The organism is Gammaproteobacteria bacterium, from assembly GCA_011682695.1.
Classification (GTDB): Bacteria; Actinomycetota; Acidimicrobiia; order Spongiisociales; family UBA4744; genus BMS3Bbin01.
In genome coordinates this window covers 1-16867 of the sequence record JAACED010000005.1, presented here as the reverse complement: position 1 = coordinate 16867, position 16867 = coordinate 1, and the positions used below count along the sequence as shown (strand labels likewise).

The 16867-nt window shown below is 63.3% G+C and carries 18 protein-coding genes; 10 read left to right on the top strand and 8 right to left on the bottom strand.

The window, feature by feature from the left end:
* Window positions 1–30: 30 nt before the first annotated feature.
* Window positions 31–1278: a DUF3160 domain-containing protein gene (locus tag GWP04_01450; GenBank protein NIA24214.1), complete on the bottom strand. Its 1248-nt coding sequence runs from the start codon at window positions 1276–1278 to the stop codon at window positions 31–33.
* Window positions 1279–1316: 38 nt separating this feature from the next.
* Entirely contained in the window at window positions 1317–2921 is a 1605-nt protein-coding gene (locus GWP04_01445; protein ID NIA24213.1) for a hypothetical protein, read from the bottom strand.
* A gap of 147 nt (window positions 2922–3068) precedes the next feature.
* On the opposite strand from GWP04_01445, the gene GWP04_01440 reads away from it, so the two are divergent.
* Complete coding sequence (locus GWP04_01440; protein NIA24212.1) at window positions 3069–3185, top strand: PTS transporter subunit EIIB; 117 nt, start codon at window positions 3069–3071, stop codon at window positions 3183–3185.
* A 98-nt stretch (window positions 3186–3283) separates the two neighbouring features.
* Window positions 3284–3562: a hypothetical protein gene (locus GWP04_01435; GenBank protein NIA24211.1), complete on the top strand. Its 279-nt coding sequence runs from the start codon at window positions 3284–3286 to the stop codon at window positions 3560–3562.
* 248 nt (window positions 3563–3810) lie between these two features.
* Here GWP04_01435 and GWP04_01430 read toward each other — a convergent pair whose 3' ends face one another.
* Window positions 3811–5022: an aminotransferase class III-fold pyridoxal phosphate-dependent enzyme gene (locus GWP04_01430; GenBank protein ID NIA24210.1), complete on the bottom strand. Its 1212-nt coding sequence runs from the start codon at window positions 5020–5022 to the stop codon at window positions 3811–3813.
* 53 nt (window positions 5023–5075) lie between these two features.
* Here GWP04_01430 and GWP04_01425 point away from each other — a divergent pair, with 53 nt between their 5' ends.
* A complete protein-coding gene (locus GWP04_01425; GenBank protein ID NIA24209.1) occupies window positions 5076–5852 on the top strand; it encodes an SDR family NAD(P)-dependent oxidoreductase in 777 nt (258 codons plus the stop codon).
* A gap of 6 nt (window positions 5853–5858) precedes the next feature.
* Here GWP04_01425 and GWP04_01420 read toward each other — a convergent pair whose 3' ends face one another.
* A complete protein-coding gene (locus tag GWP04_01420) occupies window positions 5859–6653 on the bottom strand; it encodes an alpha/beta fold hydrolase (GenBank protein NIA24208.1) in 795 nt (264 codons plus the stop codon).
* Between the two features lie 108 nt (window positions 6654–6761).
* On the opposite strand from GWP04_01420, the gene GWP04_01415 reads away from it, so the two are divergent.
* On the top strand, window positions 6762–7223 hold the full coding sequence (locus tag GWP04_01415) for a hypothetical protein (protein ID NIA24207.1): 462 nt from the start codon (window positions 6762–6764) through the stop codon (window positions 7221–7223).
* Window positions 7224–7237: 14 nt separating this feature from the next.
* On the opposite strand, the gene GWP04_01410 is transcribed toward GWP04_01415, so the two are convergent.
* Together GWP04_01410 and GWP04_01405 are read right to left on the bottom strand one after the other, a co-directional pair.
* Window positions 7238–7915, bottom strand: a complete 678-nt coding sequence (locus tag GWP04_01410) for an endonuclease V (GenBank protein NIA24206.1) — start codon at window positions 7913–7915, stop codon at window positions 7238–7240.
* Between the two features lie 33 nt (window positions 7916–7948).
* A complete protein-coding gene (locus GWP04_01405) occupies window positions 7949–8452 on the bottom strand; it encodes a hypothetical protein (protein ID NIA24205.1) in 504 nt (167 codons plus the stop codon).
* Between the two features lie 213 nt (window positions 8453–8665).
* Here GWP04_01405 and GWP04_01400 point away from each other — a divergent pair, with 213 nt between their 5' ends.
* The 6 genes from GWP04_01400 to GWP04_01375 all read left to right on the top strand — a co-directional run bounded on the left by GWP04_01400 (window position 8666) and on the right by GWP04_01375 (window position 15022).
* A complete protein-coding gene (locus GWP04_01400) occupies window positions 8666–9883 on the top strand; it encodes an ATP-grasp domain-containing protein (GenBank protein ID NIA24204.1) in 1218 nt (405 codons plus the stop codon).
* A gap of 48 nt (window positions 9884–9931) precedes the next feature.
* A complete protein-coding gene (gene malQ / locus GWP04_01395) occupies window positions 9932–11434 on the top strand; it encodes a 4-alpha-glucanotransferase (protein NIA24203.1) in 1503 nt (500 codons plus the stop codon).
* Between the two features lie 46 nt (window positions 11435–11480).
* The gene (locus GWP04_01390) at window positions 11481–13439 is read left to right on the top strand and encodes a prolyl oligopeptidase family serine peptidase (protein ID NIA24202.1); all 1959 of its coding nucleotides are present in this window, start codon (window positions 11481–11483) and stop codon (window positions 13437–13439) included.
* Window positions 13440–13575: 136 nt separating this feature from the next.
* A complete protein-coding gene (locus GWP04_01385) occupies window positions 13576–14208 on the top strand; it encodes a thiamine diphosphokinase (GenBank protein NIA24201.1) in 633 nt (210 codons plus the stop codon).
* A 71-nt stretch (window positions 14209–14279) separates the two neighbouring features.
* Window positions 14280–14840 carry a hypothetical protein gene (locus GWP04_01380; GenBank protein ID NIA24200.1) on the top strand — a complete coding sequence of 187 codons (561 nt, stop codon included), beginning with the start codon at window positions 14280–14282 and terminating at the stop codon, window positions 14838–14840.
* Window positions 14840–15022: a hypothetical protein gene (locus tag GWP04_01375; protein NIA24199.1), complete on the top strand. Its 183-nt coding sequence runs from the start codon at window positions 14840–14842 to the stop codon at window positions 15020–15022. The genes GWP04_01380 and GWP04_01375 overlap by 1 nt, the downstream gene beginning before the upstream one ends.
* A gap of 24 nt (window positions 15023–15046) precedes the next feature.
* Here the strand turns inward: GWP04_01375 and GWP04_01370 are convergent, their stop codons facing one another.
* Window positions 15047–15892 (bottom strand): 3-alpha,7-alpha,12-alpha-trihydroxy-5-beta-cholest-24-enoyl-CoA hydratase, encoded by an 846-nt coding sequence (locus tag GWP04_01370; protein NIA24198.1) that lies wholly within the window; start codon window positions 15890–15892, stop codon window positions 15047–15049.
* Window positions 15882–16802 (bottom strand): SDR family NAD(P)-dependent oxidoreductase, encoded by a 921-nt coding sequence (locus GWP04_01365; protein ID NIA24197.1) that lies wholly within the window; start codon window positions 16800–16802, stop codon window positions 15882–15884. The genes GWP04_01370 and GWP04_01365 overlap by 11 nt, the downstream gene beginning before the upstream one ends.
* Between the last annotated feature and the right edge of the window lie 65 nt (window positions 16803–16867).

The following is a 16867-nucleotide window of genomic DNA, read 5'->3' as shown; positions in this document are numbered from 1 at the left end:
GACGTTCGGCCAGGCGAGCTGGTCGAGAATCTACGAATCGATGACGAACCGTGCTCCCATGATGCGGACCGACGCCGCCTCCGGATTGATTCCAACCGCACGGGTCGCGAGCAGTTTCCCCCCGACGGTCTGCAGGAGGCCGGTGTCGGCGAAATCGTCGGTCGACCACCGGTCTCCGGCGACCGCTACGGCGACTGCTGCGAGCTCGAACGGCGTGTAGTCGTCGGCCATGCCGACCATGAACGCAGTAGGTTCGTAGAGGAGCCGCCAGTCCTGCTCGATAACCGGGTCCGCCTGCATCGCCCGGACGACAAGGAGGGCGAACTGCATCGACGGTTCGTCGACGACCGGAGTGTCGCCGTCCATCCCGGCGACGAATGATGCGCCTTCCTGCCCGACAAGCGACATCGCCCGGAAATACCGCTCGAGATCCTCGTTGCGCGTGTAATGACCTCTGGGTTTGAACAGGCTGTAGTCGACACACCCGCGTGGCGACTGCGTTCGATTGCATGCGGCGAAGCCGGTGATCGGCGACGTGGTCATCTGCGCCGCTTCGGTGGCAAGGCCGACCTCCTGGTCTGCAAGCGGGCCGACCGGCCCGACGTCGAGACCGAGCAGCACCGCTGCCGCTTCGAAGAGCTGCGCGACTCGCGACGCCTGGTCCGCCTGGCCCGTGCCTGCGAGTGCTGCCGCCTGGCCTCGGGCGGCGGCGACCGAGCGGGTGACGAGATCTTCGAGCACTGGGAGGAGGGAGTTCTGCTCGGTGTCACGCAGCACCTTGCTGAAGGCAAGATGAAGAACGTGGTAGCCGGCGTCGGTGGTCACGAAAATCGCGTGGTTGTCGTAGGGCGCCTGCGCGTAGACATCCTGGAAGAGCGCCGCGTAGCCCGGTACGACGACGAAACCGTGATCGGTGAGTGCCCGTGCAGCCTCGGGCCGCCCGACGAGGTACTCGGCTTCCGGCGAGATCACGACACCATCGAGCGATGTCGGCCAGGCAGGGCCCGGATAGGTGCCTGCCTCGTCCATCGGAACCAGCGTGTACCCGGCGAACGGGCTCAGCGACCGAGGCTGCTGCTGAACGGTGAGGGTCGCGTCGGCGACGGGGGCCGTGGACGGGGTGGTGCTCGGATGCGCGGACGTGGTCGTGCTCGGATGCGCGGACGTCGATGTCGATGTCGATGTCGACACGGCCGCAGAGGTCGTCGGAGCCTCAGAGCCACTCGTACACGCCACCACGAAAAGAGCAATGACGACGATTGCCGCGAACGTTCGCACGATCTTCCCCCCTCGGGATTGTAGAACGACACGACCGGTCATGGAGTTCCCGGTCTACTGAACAGGATCGGGTCCGTTCGACCATCACCATCGATATCCGCGCACCCGAGCGCGGCATCGCGATCCAAGGTCGGAGCGATGAGAAAACTGAACCCACGCCACCGCCACGCTCCAGACGCCACGACACCGTCCGTCTCGTCCGAGCCGTATCCGACGGCAAGGCTTCCGTCGCATGCCACGACCCGTCTGACGGGTCGGAACAGGGTTCCCGCGATCCATTCGGGCTCGAGATCCGAGGCTCGAAACACACCGATGTGGGCGCTGCGTCCCAACACGTCGGCCCACGGCCTATCGGGGAACAGTGCGTTCACCGGGTTCTCCTGATAAGGCCGGCGGAACGCCACGACGATCTCATCCCTCCCGTCACCGTCCACGTCGCCTCGAGTCGCGTCGACCACATCACCCCACCGGAACCGCTCGAGATCCCCGGGCTCGTCGGGCTCGAGGGGTTCGAAACCGCGGCCGAGGCTCCACCATTCGGTGCCGAGCATCGCCGCGTCACCGTCTGGGTCGTCCCACTGGTCGAAATGCACCCGCCGGTCACGGTGCTGGACCGTCGCTACCCGGTACGCGACGACACCGTCGGCGTCGGCAAGGACCTCGAGGATCGCCCCCACCTTTGTCGCGGAATCACCCTGGTCGAAGAGGAAGTTGCCGAGACTCGTCGCCACCACGGTCGGTCGTGCACCATCGATCAGGAAGACGGGTTGGACGACATGTGGCCCACTCCCCCACACCACGTCGACGCCCCAGCCGCTGAGTTCCTCTGCAAGCGCTGCCATGTGCGGGTCGGTCCACGTGCGATACTCGACCCCGCCGTGCACGGCCACTACGAGCAGATCGACCCAGGGACGCAGTCCTGTCACTGCGGCACGAACCGTCTCGTCGTCCCACGGTGCGATGCCCGCCCGATTCTCACTCGCCGGAGTACCCGCCCTCGTCGCATCGAATGCGAGGAACCCCACACGAAGCCCTCGCACCTCCACGATGACCGGCCGCACGGCTTCGCTCAGGTTCACCCCGCCACCGACCGCCTGCATCCCGGCGTCATTGATCGCTTCGACGCTATCGATCACCGATGCCCGCCCTGCGTCACCCGCATGGTTGTTCGCGACCGACAGGACATCGAAACCCGCCGCGGCGAGCAGCCCGGCCGTCTCCGGCCTCGCCTCGAGCGCGTACGGGTTGAGTGCGATGTGAGGCCGATTCGTCAACGGCGACTCCATGTTCGCCCCGGCGATATCCACGTCCGACAGGACGAATCGCACATCTTCGAAGATGCTCTGCGGGTCGTTCCGAACGATGCGCGAGAGACCACGGCCGAGCATGACGTCACCAACCATCGCGATGCGGATGGTGGGACGCCGTGTCGTCTCCGGCGTAGTGATCGTCGTCGAGGTCGTCGAGGTCACTGTGACGGCCGTCATGGCTGGAGGCGTGGAGGTTGTGGTGGTCGAAGCCGTCGGAGCCCGGGTCTCGGGCGACGACCGGACAGGTTCGGATGCCTCCGGTGCACATGCACCGACGAGCAACACGGCGGCGGCGATGCCCAGAGGGAACACGACCCCGGTCGTGGTTCTCATCAACGATCGATCTTGCCGGGCAACAGGAACGGATACGGACGCCGGCGGACTTTGTGATGCCACCACCGGTCGATCCTACGAAGACGCTGCAGGAGCTCCCACATTCGAGCATCGCTCCCGTAGTACCGCTTGACCTCATCCGCACCGATGGGATCCGACAGCCTGCGGTTTGCCCGCTCGAGAGCCAGTGGAATGAGTGAGATGAGCCGTTCCTTGTGGAACTGCGCGACCAGATTGAGGATGGTCGTACGGACATCGAAGTAGTCTTCGATGATCCCCACCACGAGAAACCGCTTCACGATCCCCCGAAGAGCCCAGGGCAGTGACGCCAGGAAGATATCCACATCGATCCGGTCGACCCCATGGTCATCTTTCAGAAGCGGCGTCGTAACGTCGAAATAGACCAAGTCATCCCCGTCTACCGCCCAGTTCGAGATCTGCGCATCGATCCCGATCCGGGCGCCGATGGCCGCCTCGGTCCTTTCGAAGACACGGTCGAAGAGACGGACGGCCTGTTGCTCCGTAGCACCTCTGAGATAAGCGTGTCCGACGTTCTCGGGCGAGAGCAACGGTTGTACCAGGTACACGGCGACATCTCGACCGTCGAGCCTGAGCGTCTGAAACGACGTTGGCACGACTGAGACATCGGCGGCCCGCAACCCTGTCAGATAGTCCTCGAGAAGGGCGAGATACGCTTCCACTCCTTCACCGGCCCGAAAGGTCGGCAACCGTTTTGCTGCAACCATGCCATCGGATCCGGCCCAGGCCACGACACTGGTGATCTCTCCATACCCGATGACATCGAGTCCTTCGGCGTGGCCCGTGGCGAAGGCTTTCTGGAATCGTTCTTCCAATACTTCCAGGTCGTCGACCCGGACAGGTTCGAGGCTCATGTGAAGATTCCCCGCACGCGAGCGATGATGTCGTCGGCTTCCTCATCGCCGAGGATCAGTGGCGGAAGGAACTGCAGTACCGAACGATCGTTCTCGGCCCACACGACGAAGACGCCGGCGTCGAAGAACATCTTGGCGGCCATCACGGCCGCATTGGACGCGGGGAAGACCAGCCCCATCATCATCCCTCGCTGTCGGAGTTCGAAAGGCAGACCGGAGAGTCCGGCTCGGAAGCGTTCGGCAAGCTCCAGTACACGGTCGAGAAAGCCGGGTGTCTCGACGATATCCAAGACCTCGAGAGCGGCTGCACATCCCGGTTCCGCCCCGCCGAAGGTGGAGAGGTGCACAAACGGCAGCTCGTCGAAGAAAGAGAACACCGCGGGGCTCATCAAGGTGGCGCTGATCGGATAGATCCCTCCGCTCAACCCTTTTCCCGTGACGAGGATGTCCGGGACGACGTCGAGTTGCTGATAGCACCACATGGTTCCCGTCCGACCAAGCCCCGTCTGCACTTCATCGAGCACCAGGAGAGCGCCTCTGGAGTTCACGAGCTCTGCAACGGATGCGAAGTAGCCATCGGCTGCAATCGGCATGCCGAGGGTCGCCGGCACCGGCTCGAGCAGCACCGCGGCAGTGTCGGAATCGACCTCGGTGACAAGCGCATCGATATCGTCGAATGGGACCTGTACGAAGCCGGGAAGGTTCGGGCCGAACGGGGTACGGTATTCGGGATCACCGGCTGCCACGGAAAGCCCCGTATGCCCGTGGTAGCCGCCTTTCGCAGAAACGATCTTCTGTCGACCGGTCACTCCTCGAACCGCTTTCAGGGCAAGATCGATCCCTTCTCCTCCTCCCACGCCAAAGATCACACCGGACAACGCACCGCCGGTCGTTGCAGCGAGCCGCTCCGCGAGCCTGGCTCTCATCCCGGAGATGAGGTGATGATTCCCAATATCGAACGAGTCCAACGCAGTGCGAACGGCGCTGAGGACGCGCGGATTCCTGTGGCCGAGATTGAAGACACCGCCGTTGCAGTGGCAGTTGTAGAGTCGGGTTCCCTCGTAGGCGTCCGTGAAGACGGCCCCATCCCTGGATCCCATCACCAGACCGAGTTCCAGTTGACGATACAGCGCCACTTTCCCGGGAGAGATGTACGTGCCGTATGCGTCGTAGTTCGCATCGCTCGTCGGATACTGTCGAAAACCCATCGCACCTCCTTCGCCAGTCCAGACTACGTCGCAGCCTCCTAGAGTGAAGGAGAATGAGGCGGGCTATTCGAGACAGCGTCGTGGTCGTCACCGGCGCTTCTTCGGGGATCGGCAGGGCGACCGCACTCGCCCTCGGTGCCCACGGCGCCAACGTGGCCGTTGCGGCCCGCAGAGAGGCACTCCTCACAGACCTGGCGGCCGAGATCGCCGCAAGCGGAGGTCAGGCGCTCGCCGTCCCCATCGACGTCACCGATCGCGACCAGGTCCGCGGCCTGATCGAACGTACCGTGCAACGATGGGGACGAATCGACGTCGTGGTGGCGAACGCCGGAATCTGGCTCAAAGCTCCTGTCGAAGCAACCACCGCTGCGGATTGGCACGCCGTCATGGCGGTGAACTACTTCGGGGCTCTCAACACTGCCCTCGAAGCGCTCCCGTTCCTGGAGCAGGGCGGTCAGTTGGTATTCGTCAACTCCCTCGACGGAAAGAAGGGCGTCCCTCTGGAAGCGGCATATTCGGCGGCGAAGCACGCTCTCTCGGGTTTCGCCGGCGTTGCCCGCCAGGAACTCGCCGCCCGCGGCATCGCCGTGACGAGCATCTACCCCGGAAGAGTGGACACCGCTCCCTTCGAAGGACTGCGTGTCCCGAAGATTCAAAAGAAGATGCCACCCGAGAAGGTGGCGACCGCCGTGCTCTCGGCGATCCGACGGCCTCGCTCGGAGGTCTACGTCCCCGCCTTCAGCGGACGCGTCTATGCGTGGCTGGGGACAGTTGCTCCGAACATGTCGGACAGGCTCACGGCGCTCTTCAACCTGCAAGGCTGGACGTAGGACGGCTCAGAACCGGGCAACGAACCTGCAGAGTTCGGCGATGACCTCGGCACGGTCACGTTCGTTCACGAGTTCGTGCCGATCACCCTTGAACAGCCGGATCGTCACATCCGTGGACGGCATGCGGAGCACCGCGTCCAAGGAGGTCTGATACGGCACGAACGGATCATCGGTCCCGTGCATGAACAAGATCGGCATCGTGAGACGATCCAGCTCGGCGTTGAACCGGTCGAGTGCCTGCACCTCCGCGACGAGCAGCGGCCGCTTGTACAGACCGTGATACACCAACGGGTCCGCCGCATAGGAGCGTTGGGCCGCCGGATCACCGGACATGCCGGCGACATCCGACGGTGTCGCCATCATCGACGGATCCTCGAGGGCCTGTCTCGCCCAATCCCAATCTCCAATCACCGCGCCCATGAACACAACGCCCGCCACCTCGTCTGGATAGCGCTCTGCGAGCCGCGCACCGATCAACCCCCCCATGGAATGCCCGACAACGATGAGCGGAACGCCGGGATGTTCGCTTCGAGCCATTGCGGCAACGTGATGCAGGTCATCCACAACATGCTCGAAATCGCTGATCAGAGCACGCTCTCCGCCCGACAGACCGTGTCCGATGTGATCGGGCGCATATACGGCCGCACCTTCGCCAACGAGAGCGTCCGCTACGTGCTCGTAGCGCCCGCCGTGTTCGGCGTAGCCGTGAACGATCAGGACGATCCGGTCGACGCGGTCCGCAGGCTCCCACACCCGGCAGTACACAGGGCACTCGGCGCCATCAAACGTGACCTCTCGCATGGGAATCCTCCTCGTCCACGTCGAACACTACCTGTGGCGAGAAGGGCCGTTCGACCCTGGTCGTACTCCCACGGGCCTGCAAGACTCTGGCGCACCGAAAGGTGGTCCATGTTCGTCTCCTATTTCTCGCAAGTCCCTGTGCCCTTCGACGTAGCCGTCGAACGACTCGAGCCGGTGCTCGGCGAACTCGGCGGATGGGCTCATGAGGCGTACCGCAATGGCGAGGAACTGCGAGCGAGAATCGGCGTGGGAAAGACTGCACCGGTGATTGCGAAGACCGTCGTGTTGGAGACGGCTACGCCTGAGCGGGGACCGGACAGCCTGATCATTCCCATCTCCTGGAGAGCGACGGGTGCGCCGATGCTCTTCCCCATGATGCGGGCAGATCTGCACTTGCTGCGGGTCTCGAAGGACACGACCCAGATCAGACTCAGCGGCTCGTACACGGTCCCTCTGGGGTCCATCGGACAGATCTTCGACGATGCGCTCCTCCATCGAGTTGCAGAGGGCACGATCGAGAACTTCGTGAACTGCATTGCAGAGGCGCTGATACCGACACCACAGGGATAGGTCACCGAGCAGAATCAGAAACGTTGTGCGGTGCGAAAACGACGAGCAGCCGTTCTCGCCCGACGCAAGGGTTCCGGAGTACGAAACCGACCCGTCACGAGCCTCACGATCTCCACGGCAAGGTCCGGGCCGGTTCGCCATCCGGCATGCACACATACGGGACGTGTCCCGACACTGGTCCGAAACCAGTACCCGACGACCTCTCCTCCCAACATCAGTGGGGATCTGGACCAACGCCCCTCCTGCGGCCACGCCCCGGACGCCACGAGCGGTCGGTGCGTAACTCCGACGGTGGGAATGTCGAGCACGGCCCCGAGATGCACGGCGAGTCCACAACGGCGAGGATTGTCACGACCGGTCGCGTTGACGATGAGCACGTCGGGCTTTCGCTCGAGAGCATCCACGGCTGCTGCGAGGAGAGGCCCTTCACGCAAGGCGAGGAATCCCGGCCGGTAGGCGGCACCCGCAGAGCCCCTCACCGTTGCAGCCTGAGCACGTCGCCTGCCCTGCATCACCACGGCCGCCGCCCATCCCGGGTCACCGGCAGCGCCTGCTCCCATCCCACCTCTCGGAAAGCAGACGAACACGCCGCCGACGGACGGGGTCTCCGGCACGGGGAAGACACACGGCCGTGTCGAACCAAGCCGAGTCTGCACATCGCGAAGATCCTCGACCGTGCGCGGCCAGTCCATGCGTCAAGAGTATCGGGACCCCGGGAGTGTCAACTACTTCTTCTCGGATTCATAGTGGGGATTCGTTCCGGCCTGATGGTCGGTAACGTCGATGATCTCTCCGAGGTCCGGAATCACACGACGAAGGATCTGCTCGATTCCCTGCCGCAATGTGACCGAGACGAGTCCGCATCCTTGGCATCCGCCGAGCAGCCGCAGATACACGTCCCGGCCTTCCACACCGGCGAGCTCCGCTGCGCCGCCATGTGAAGCGATCGCCGGATTCACCTGTTGCGTGATGACTTGAGCGACCTGCTCGGCCAACGATCCCTCCAACGTCCCAGACGATCCTGAATCAAAGGTCGGGCTCGCAGGACGGTTCGGGTTCTGCATCGCCAATCCACCGGCCCTCACATCCAGAAGAGCGCCATCGAGCTTGTCGAGGTCTTCATTACGCAGAGCGAGCGCAAGCTCACCATGGCGCTCGATACGATGCGTCCGCTCCACGTGTGGGAGCGGTACGAAGCTCAGCTCATACGCGAAATCATCACCCTGCATTCCGCTCACTTCGAGCAAGAGCACCGCTTCGACTTCCCCGTCCTCCTGGTCCCGGATCTCTATGATCTTGGCGCGAGCGAGGTCGGTGATCGTCAGTGTCTGTGCCATGGCGGGTGACATCGTACCGGAAGCCCCATGCAACATCCCGTCGTACGCACAGGGTCGCCCACGGATTGAGGGCCTCTAACGGCGAGAAACGACGATCATGTGCCCGTGAGCACAGCGGTCCTCATTCTCCCCACCGGAACCTACCGGGCCGACGACTTCATCGAGGCCGGCAGATCACTGGGAGTCGATCTGGTCATCGCCTCCGAGAAGCGTCACGCCTCGATGAGCAGCGAGGGATTCATCCACATCGACTCTCGGGACCTGCACCGTTCGGCGGAGGCCATCGTCCAGGCGGGCGACCGTCGCCCGATCAACGCCGTGATCCCGGTGGACGATGCCGGAGCCATGATCGCGGCGATTGCTTCCCAGGGGCTCGGACTGGCGCACAATCACCCTGCATCGGTTGCCGCCACGCGCAACAAGGCGATCCTGCGAAACGTGCTGAACGAACACGAAGTTCCACAGCCCACCTTCGAACTCGCGGCGCCATCGAGCGACACCGTCGCACTTGCGGAAGTCGTGGGAACTCCGGTCGTACTCAAGCCCCTCTCGCTCTCTGGAAGCAGAGGCGTCATCAGAGTCGACCACCCGCTTCAGGTGCCGCCTGTCGTCGAACGAATCCGTCGTATACTCGCCGTTGCCGGTCAGAATCCGAATGAACTGGTGCTCATCGAACGCTACATCCCGGGCAGGGAGATCGTCCTGGAAGGCCTCCTCGTCGAAGGAGCCTTACGTGTCCTGGCTCTCTTCGACAAGCCGGAGCCGATGGACGGCCCGTACTTCGCAGAGACCATGCTCGTGACACCGTCGAGACTCCACCCCGAGATCCTCGAGGAGGTCGAGACGGTGGCGACGCGCGCCGTCCGGGCGCTGGGACTACGGGAAGGTCCCATCCACGCCAAGCTTCGCATCCACGGGAGTCGGGTGGCGATCATCGAAGTCGCAGCTCGCTCGATCGGAGGATTGCGCGGCCGTTCTTTGCACTTCGGACTCCTCGGAACGACCTTGGAGGATCTGCTGCTCAGGCATGCCCTGGGGATGCGCGTGAACACCCACCGTGAAGACATCGCTTCCGGAGTGCTGGCGGTCCCTGTGCCGAGCGCGGGAACGTTGCGGACGGTCAACGGTCTCGACGCAGCCAGGGCTGTGCCCGGCATCACCGAGGTTGCCGTCACGATCCCACCGGGTACGTACGTGATCCCGCTCCCCGACGGGGCACGCCATCTCGGCTTTCTCTTCGCCAGAGCCGGCACTCCTCTCGAGGTCGAGACGTCGCTGGCGGCGGCCAGAAACGAACTCGAGATCGTGATCATCGCGGATTGACTACCGATCATTGTTCGATTCCCGGCGCGACCGCGCAATAATGCTCGGATGCACTTCACCCGATCATCAGGCGTGCTCGTCCACCCCACGAGCCTTCCCGGCCCGCCCGGCATCGGTGACATCGGGCCTTCTGCACATGCGTGGCTCGACCAGCTGACGCAGATGGGCTGTGCTCTGTGGCAGGTTCTCCCGCTCGGTCCGACCGGTTACGCCGACTCCCCATATCAAAGCTTCTCGAGCTTCGCCGGGAATCCCAACCTGATCAGCCCCGAGAGTCTCATTGCCGAAGGCCTGATCGACGAAGCAGAGATCCAGAACGCCCCTGCGTTTCCCGTCGATCGTGTCGACTACGGAGCTGTCATCACGTGGAAACGCGACTTGGTGAATCACGCCTTCGACAACATCGGTGCGCTACAAGACGACTTCGAACGCTTCCGCCATGCGCATCGGGATTGGGTCGGCGATTACGGCCTCTTCATGACACTGAAGGATCTCTACGGCGGTCACTCCTGGACGTTGTGGCCTCCCTTGTTGAGAGATCGCGATCCGGCGCAGATGGAAAAGGCGTCCCTGGCCTACACGACTGAGATTCGCCGTCACGAGTTCGCCCAGTTCCTCTTCTTTCGTCAGTGGAGTGCGCTTCGTCGCCGTGCACGTTCGCTTGGCATCAGCATCATCGGAGACATCCCGATCTTCGCCGCCGGTGATTCCGCCGACGTGTGGGCGAACCGTCAACTCTTCCAGCTGACCGAAACTGGAGAGCCCGCCTTCCAGGCAGGAGTGCCACCCGACTATTTCTCCGAGACCGGCCAATTGTGGGGCAATCCTCTCTATCGCTGGGACGAGCACCAAAGGACCGGATTCGCGTGGTGGACCGAGCGTTTCCGCGCGGTGCTTCGGTTTGTCGACATCGTCCGCATCGATCATTTCCGTGGATTCGTGAACTACTGGGAGGTGCCCGGTGGAGCACGCGATGCGACCAAGGGAAGGTGGGTCGACGGACCCGGAGAGACCTTCTTCGAGACCATCCAGCGAGAACTCGGAAGGCTCCCGGTCATCGCCGAGGATCTCGGCGAACTGGATCCCCGAGTGCCCGCCCTGCGCGATCTCTTGGGATTCCCCGGGATGAAAGTCTTCCAGTTCGGATTCGACACGGACCGGACCAGCGAGTTCCTCCCCCACAACTACCCGCGCAATAGCGTCGCATACACGGGAACACATGACAACGACACGACCAGAGGCTGGTTCGACAGCCTCGATGAAGCCCGCCGTTCATTCGTGCTGGAGTATCTGGGGACCGACGACAGCCAAATCGCATGGGACAGCATGTGGGCTGTTTGGAAGTCGAGATCGGTTCTCGCCCTGGCCCCGCTTCAGGATCTGCTCGACCTCCCGACAGAAGCCAGAATGAACCGCCCCGGGACCACGTCTGGCAATTGGCAGTGGCGCGCGATTCCCGGCGCGGTCACTGCCGAGGTGCAGCAGCGCATGCAGGCGTTGAACCGCGCCACCCGACGCAAGCCGGGAAAGCGGAGGAGGAGCGGCGAGTAGACCCGGCCGGGTCGTCACCGCCGCGCACACCACTACATTGCTCGATATGACACGTTCCATCACTGCAAACGACCTCTGGACACTTCCCCGCGTCGGCGACCCGGTCGCAAACGGCGGGATTGTCGTGGTTCCCGTCACGCGATTCGATCTCGACGACAACAAGGCGACGACCAGCCTGTACTTGCTCACTCCCGGAGAGCCGAAGCTGCTCACCAATCCGAAACACGATGCGAAGTCCCCCGCCATTGCGCTCGACGGCGCCCGCATCGCCTTCGTTCGCTCAGAGAGCCCCGACGAGCCGGCGCAACTCTATGTGATGCCACTCGACGGAGGCGAGGCCGAGTGCCTGACCGACATGCCGCTCGGTGTGCTCGGACCCAAGTGGATGCCCGACGGTGACGGCCTGCTCTTCCTCTCGCCGTTGTTCACCGAGGCACCGACCATCGAAGACACCCGGAAGCTGCGGGATCGGCGCGAGGATGCGAAGGTCAAGGCCCACGTGACCGAAGACCGCCTCTACCGCTACTGGGACCGCTGGCTGACCGATGGAAGCGTTCCGCACATCTTCTTGTTCGACTTCGCCTCGCGAGAGATCCGAGACCTCATCCCCGACTCGCAACGGTGGTGGAGCTGGGATCAGGAAGCCGACTCCTACGATGTTTCGCCGGACGGAAGGGAAGTCGCCTTCTCGGCCGACACGAGTGCACCGCCGCATGACCGGCCTCGCACCGCCGTTTTCACAACCCCGGTCGCCGGCGGAGCGACCCGCTGTCTCACTCCTGACGGCACCGGGCATGAGCTTCGGCCCCGCTACAGCCCGGACGGAACCCTCATCGTCTACGGAATGCAACGCGAAATCGACTACTACGCGGACCGCGTTCGGCTGGTGAGGTATGACCGGCAGCCGGACGAACACCATGTCCTCACGGAAGCTTGGGACCGTTCCGCATCCTCATGGGAGTTCACCGCGCAAGGAGACCTCGTGTTCACCGCGGAGGACCGCGCACGGGTAAATCTGTACCAGATGCCGCCGAAGGACGTGGAACCACGACAGATTGCTCGAGGAGGGACCTTTGGCCATCCGGTGCCCGGCACGGACACACTGTTCGCCACCCTCCAGGACCTCAGCCATCCCCCGGAAGTCGTGAGTGTCGACATATCCGGAAGCCAACGACTGACCCACTTCACCGAAGAGTCGATGGCGGACCTCCGGCTGGGCAATGTCGAAGAAATCACCTTCGAAGGAGCTGACGGCGACCCGATCCAGGCGTTCGTCGTCTACCCGCCCGACTTTGATCCAGCTCGCCGCTGGCCACTCGTGCATATGATCCACGGGGGCCCCCATGGCATCTTCGGAGACACGTTTCACTTCCGATGGAACGCACATACGTTCGCGGCACCCGGCTATGTCGTTGCATTGGTCAACTTCCACGGATCGACTTCCTGGGGCCAGGACTTCGCGACATCGATTCAAGGCGCCTGGGGCGATCTGCCCACGCAGGACATCCTGTCGGCGACCGACCACCTCCTCGAACGAGGGTTTCTCGACGAGGACCGCATGGCCATCGCCGGAGGTTCCTACGGCGGCTATCTGACGACCTGGCTCACGACACAGACCGACCGATTCGCGTGTGCAGTCGCCCACGCGGCGGTCACCGACCTGCCGGGCATGTATGCGTCGGACGTGACGATGGGCAGGATCCGCTCCTACGGTGCCGACTACTGGGAAGACCCCGACACGGTGGACCGCTGGAACCCCGCACGGCACACCGCAGGCTGCCGGACTCCCACACTCGTCATCGCCGGGGAGCGCGACTTTCGCGTTCCATCGACACAGGGCCTGGAGTTCTACGGGATCCTGAAAGCCAAGGGAGTGGAGGCGCGCCTTGTCTACTACCCCGACGAGAACCACTGGATCCTCAAGCCGCAGAACTCTCTGCACTGGTATCAAGAGGTCCAGACGTGGCTTGCTCGCCATCTCGACAGGGCCTCAACCAGTAGTTGAGACATTGTCGAACTCCCCTGAGGTCTCGCTGAATCCCCAGGTCAGCGGATTCTTACGCGCAGAATGCGCGTAAGACGATTTTGTCATTCGCCTCAACCATCCGTTCACGGTGAGGCTCCTCCTCTATCCTGAAGAAATGACCGACATGGCAATCATCATCTCCGGAGGCGACCAGGTCCCTGTGGCGGTCCTGGACGGGCTTCCTGGAGACGCATACGTGATCGCCGCGGACTCCGGGGTGGATCTGGCCGCGACGCTCGGCATTCGCGTCGACATCGTGATCGGTGATCTCGATTCCGTGTCGGCGACGGCGCTCGAAAACACAAAGCGCCTGGGCACTCGAATCCAGCACCATCCGGTGGACAAGGATGCCACGGATCTCGAACTCGCGTTGGCGCATGCGCGCGAGGAAGGCGTCTCCTCGGTCATCGTGATCGGTGGGCACGGCGGCCGCATGGACCACTTCCTGGCCAATGCCTCGCTCCTGGCCGCGCAGACGGGACTCGACGTGGAGTGGCGGACCGGGACGGGCACGGCGTACCGAGTCAACGGAACGTTGCACCTGCACGGCGCACCGGGAGAGACCATCAGCCTGCTGGCATTCGGTGGACCGGTGCACCGTGTTCGAACCTCCGGTCTGCAATGGCCGCTGCACGACGAGGACCTCCAACCCGGCGGCACTCGAGGGATGTCAAACCGGTTCCTCGGCGAACAGGTGGAAATCGGCGTCGCCGACGGAAACCTGCTCGTTGTGCTCCCCGAGAGATGAGCCGGCACGACCTTTTCCATTGATCGTTCCTCTCGATCTGATAGGTTCAGGACAACGAGAGGAGGGCCACTTTGAGACGCCTGTGGAGTCTGCTTCTTGCCGGGTTCCTGATCACAGCCGTAGTGCTGTTCCCGGCCGCCGCAAACGCTGTCATCGTTGGCGGCTGCACCGGGTCCGCCGTGATCGACGGGATCACCTACGGACCCGACAACGACACCCCGAACAATCCCATCGTCGTTCCCATCGACAAGGAGGGAGTCGTCGCTACGTGGGAGGGATCGGTCAGCTTCCTGAACACGAACCACCACGGGAGCCTTGGCATGGTGGTCGGACCGTGGACCATCAAGATCGCCGAATGGGGGCATCCGAACAGTGGCGACGTGCGATCGGCGAACGGCACCTACAGCCTGGATGATTTCAAGGCACAATTCCCGGTGCCGGTGTCGCTGATTCCGCGCGGGGTCTACGAGCTTTCCGGCTTTCACCAGGCCGACGGGGGACGCTGTGACGGACACGTAATGGTCAAGATCGATGGCTCTCCGCTCTCGACCCCGCTCGGCATCGTTTCGGTGGCAGGCACGCTCGTGGCCGGGCTTGCGCTGCTTGGATCGGCATTCGGGAGGAGGATCTGATGAAAGGCAAGCCAATTCTCGGAATCATCTCCGGTCTCTTCTTCGGATTCTTCCTTGCCCTGTCGCTTCAGCAGTTCGGCATTGCGCCCCTCACGACGACGACCTTGATCGGCCTGCCGATCGCAGGCATCCTGCTCGGCATCGTGCTTGCCGCATGGGCGCCGTTCAGACGGCGAGGCTGAGCCGAGAGAACGAGAGTGTGGTGCTCACCGGATCGAAGCGTTGGTGAGCACCACCTGGCCCGTTTCTTTCACCGATGCCCTCAGGATGACACGATCCCCCTGCCGCCACAGGGAAGTCAGGATCGTCTGACCCGGGATCACCGGTTTGGAGAAGCGCGCGCGATAGGCCCGGACCCTCGAGACGTCGCCCTCGAACACGCCGTCGACGGCCGCCTTGCACACGATTCCGTAGGTACACAGTCCGTGCAGAATCGGTCGGGGGAACCCCGCCATGGCAGCAACGGCCGGATCCGCGTGCAACGGGCTCTTGTCTCCGTTCAGCCGATAGAGCAACGCCTGCTGTTCGAGCGTCGGCGACTCCACCATGAGATCGGGTTCCCGATCCGGAGCAGTATCACCGGCACGAGGACCTGATGGACCGCCGAATCCCCCTTCGCCACGAAGGTACAGCCCCGATCTGGCCGTGTAGAGGGGATCTCCATTCGCGTCCCGCCCCACGACTTCGATGACGACCAGCGCCCCTTTGCCTTTGTCCCAGATCTCGGCGATGCGCCCCGTCTGCTTGACAGTTGCCGATGTGGGCAACGCCCGATGTATGACCACCTCCTGATCACCATGGACGAGCAGAACCGTGTTGAACGTCAGACCCTCCACCGCGCCGATGCCGAACATCGAGGACATCGCAGGAATCGTGACGAACGAGGGCAACACCTTCAGGTCGGCCTCGTAGACATACCGGAGTTCGTCCGGATCGGTTGCCGGAACACCGGCCCCCACACCGATCTGGTACAGGATCACTCTGTCTTCATCCCAGGATTCGGTCGTTTCGGCAAGCGAGACGCCCAAGACCCGCTCGATGTCAATCGGCATCGTCTTCCCCTCTCAACGACCGGAGCAGCAACCCGATCTCCTCTGAGATCTGCCCGAGAATCTGGAATCCGTCCGTGTCGCGAATCTCGTCGAGGTGGGTAGCGACCTCTTCGACACTCGGGACGACACCGGCACCTGCAAACCACCCCTTCGTCGCCCCAACGAAGAACCGCGCATAGCGGCCCCCGCCCGCCGAGAAGATCTCGTGGGTGAACGCGCATTCCTCCGATGCCAGATAGACCACCATCGCAGCGACCTGTTCCGGGTCCATCAACTCGGCGAGCGGCCCGAGAAGATCCTCGGTCATCCGTGTTCTCGCCAGCGGAGCGATCACATTCGACTTGATGTTGTATTTGGCCCCCTCGATCGCCAGGACGTTCGAAAGGCCCACAAGACCCATCTTGGCGGCGCCGTAGTTCGATTGGCCAAAGTTCCCGAGGATGCCGGCGTTCGACGAGGCGAAAACGAGGCGTCCATAGCCCTGCTCTTTCATCGCCCTGAATGCACGCTGGGTGACGTAGAACGCTCCCTCGAGGTGCACGGCCAGGACCGCCTTCAGATCGGACGTCTCCAACTTCGCAAAGCTCCGATCTCTCAGAATGCCCGCGTTGTTGATGAGGATATCGACGGTTCCATACTCGTCGAGAGCCGTCTGGACGATTGCGGCTCCCCCTTCAGGAGTTGCCACAGAGTCGTAGTTCGCGACGGCCTCACCGCCGGCTGCCTCGATCTCTTTGACGACACCGTCGGCCGGCGCGGCCCCGCCCCCAACGCCATCCACGGCTCCGCCAAGGTCGTTGACGACCACGCGGGCACCACGGCGGGCGAGTTCGAGCGCGTAGGCTCTACCAAGTCCTCCCCCGGCACCGGTGACAATGGCCACCCGCCGATCGAACACGAAATCCGACATGGTCTCCTCCTCGTGGTCGTTGTCCTCAACGCTAGTGCCGTCGAGGACGAGGACGCCGCGAGCGG

Excerpts from the sequence above, each read along its gene's own strand:
- GWP04_01445 (NIA24213.1), bottom strand. The coding sequence starts at position 2,921 with ATGAGAACCACGACCGGGGTCGTGTTCCCTCTGGGCATCGCCGCCGCC.
- GWP04_01440 (NIA24212.1), top strand. The coding sequence starts at position 3,069 with ATGGGATCCGACAGCCTGCGGTTTGCCCGCTCGAGAGCCAGTGGAATG.
- GWP04_01435 (NIA24211.1), top strand. The coding sequence starts at position 3,284 with ATGGTCATCTTTCAGAAGCGGCGTCGTAACGTCGAAATAGACCAAGTC.
- GWP04_01430 (NIA24210.1), bottom strand. The coding sequence starts at position 5,022 with ATGGGTTTTCGACAGTATCCGACGAGCGATGCGAACTACGACGCATAC.
- GWP04_01425 (NIA24209.1), top strand. The coding sequence starts at position 5,076 with ATGAGGCGGGCTATTCGAGACAGCGTCGTGGTCGTCACCGGCGCTTCT.
- GWP04_01420 (NIA24208.1), bottom strand. The coding sequence starts at position 6,653 with ATGCGAGAGGTCACGTTTGATGGCGCCGAGTGCCCTGTGTACTGCCGG.
- GWP04_01415 (NIA24207.1), top strand. The coding sequence starts at position 6,762 with ATGTTCGTCTCCTATTTCTCGCAAGTCCCTGTGCCCTTCGACGTAGCC.
- GWP04_01410 (NIA24206.1), bottom strand. The coding sequence starts at position 7,915 with ATGGACTGGCCGCGCACGGTCGAGGATCTTCGCGATGTGCAGACTCGG.
- GWP04_01405 (NIA24205.1), bottom strand. The coding sequence starts at position 8,452 with ATGCAGGGTGATGATTTCGCGTATGAGCTGAGCTTCGTACCGCTCCCA.
- malQ (NIA24203.1), top strand. The coding sequence starts at position 9,932 with ATGCACTTCACCCGATCATCAGGCGTGCTCGTCCACCCCACGAGCCTT.
- GWP04_01390 (NIA24202.1), top strand. The coding sequence starts at position 11,481 with ATGACACGTTCCATCACTGCAAACGACCTCTGGACACTTCCCCGCGTC.
- GWP04_01385 (NIA24201.1), top strand. The coding sequence starts at position 13,576 with ATGACCGACATGGCAATCATCATCTCCGGAGGCGACCAGGTCCCTGTG.
- GWP04_01375 (NIA24199.1), top strand. The coding sequence starts at position 14,840 with ATGAAAGGCAAGCCAATTCTCGGAATCATCTCCGGTCTCTTCTTCGGA.
- GWP04_01370 (NIA24198.1), bottom strand. The coding sequence starts at position 15,892 with ATGCCGATTGACATCGAGCGGGTCTTGGGCGTCTCGCTTGCCGAAACG.
- GWP04_01365 (NIA24197.1), bottom strand. The coding sequence starts at position 16,802 with ATGTCGGATTTCGTGTTCGATCGGCGGGTGGCCATTGTCACCGGTGCC.